1 protein-coding gene is annotated in these 1,306 nt (G+C 54.4%); it reads left to right on the forward strand.

The window, feature by feature from the left end:
• Window positions 1-15: 15 nt before the first annotated feature.
• Window positions 16-1,306, forward strand: a 1,291-nt coding sequence (locus Phpb_RS25115) for an ABC transporter transmembrane domain-containing protein (RefSeq protein WP_240492639.1), incomplete at its 3' end; no start/stop codon positions are given.

Raw genomic sequence — 1,306 nt, forward strand, 5'->3', positions numbered from 1 at the left:
GACCAAGGTCTTACCTTGAAGGAGCTGCTGCTGGCCGCTCGTCATTCAGGGCTGAAAGCCAAGGTTGTAAACACAACACTTGTCAGACTTGAACATACTCCCTTGCCCGCCATTGCCATTGACCGGGATGGGCAGTTTTTTATTTTGGCTAAACTGGACAAAGAACAGGCTCTGATTCAGGACCCACGTTCGGCGCGTCCCGAAGTTATCAGCTTCGAGCAGCTTGAGCAGCGTTGGACCGGGCAACTGGTGCTTGTGCGTTCCAGTAACGGTCTGCCCGGCGAGACTTCTCGCTTTGACTTCACCTGGTTTATCCCGGCTATCGTCAAATACCGCAAGTTGTTGGGTGAAGTTTTACTGGGGTCTTTTGCCTTGCAGCTGTTTGCCTTGGTGACGCCGTTGTTCTTTCAGGTGGTCATGGACAAAGTACTGGTGCACCACGGACTAACCACACTGGATGTGGTCGCGGCGGGATTGCTGGGCATCATGCTGTTCGAGTCGGCTCTGAGCGGTTTGCGTAGCTACGTGTTTGCCCATACGACCAGCCGTATTGATGTGCAGTTGGGATCGAATCTTTTTCGGCACTTGATTAATCTGCCGCTGGCTTACTTCCAGGCCAGGAGAGTCGGTGATTCTGTGGCTCGTGTACGCGAACTGGAAAATATCCGCAGCTTCCTGACCGGCAACGCCATTACCCTGATGCTCGACGTACTTTTTTCTCTGGTGTTCATCCTTGTGATGTTCTATTACAGCGGCTGGCTGACTCTCGTTGTGGTGTTATCATTGCCGCTCTATGCACTCGTCTCGGGGTTGGTTACCCCTCTCTTGCGTAAGCGATTACAGGATAGCTTCACACGTAACGCTGAGAATCAGGCATTCCTTGTCGAAACGGTGAATGGCATCGACACCCTAAAGTCAATGGCGGTTGAACCGCAGGCCATTCGCAAGTGGGACAACCAACTGGCGGCTTATGTTGCCGCAGGTTTCAAAACACAGACCTTATCCACCCTCGCCAATGAAAGCGTCTCGCTTATCGGCAAGTTAGTGACGGTCGCCACACTCTGGCTCGGCGCCCGCCTCGTGATAGAGGGGCAGCTGTCGGTGGGGGAACTGATCGCATTCAATATGCTGGCTGGCCGTGTCAGCGGCCCTATCATGCGTCTGGCGCAACTGTGGACCAGCTTCCAGCAGACCGGGGTCTCGGTGCAACGTCTGGGGGACATCCTCAATTCCCGTACTGAATTGTCTCAGGCTACACGTAGCACAGTACCGCCGCTCAAGGGGCGGGTAGAGTTCGAACAGGTGC

Source organism: Photorhabdus namnaonensis (assembly GCF_001684335.1).
Classification (GTDB): domain Bacteria; phylum Pseudomonadota; class Gammaproteobacteria; order Enterobacterales; family Enterobacteriaceae; genus Photorhabdus; species Photorhabdus namnaonensis.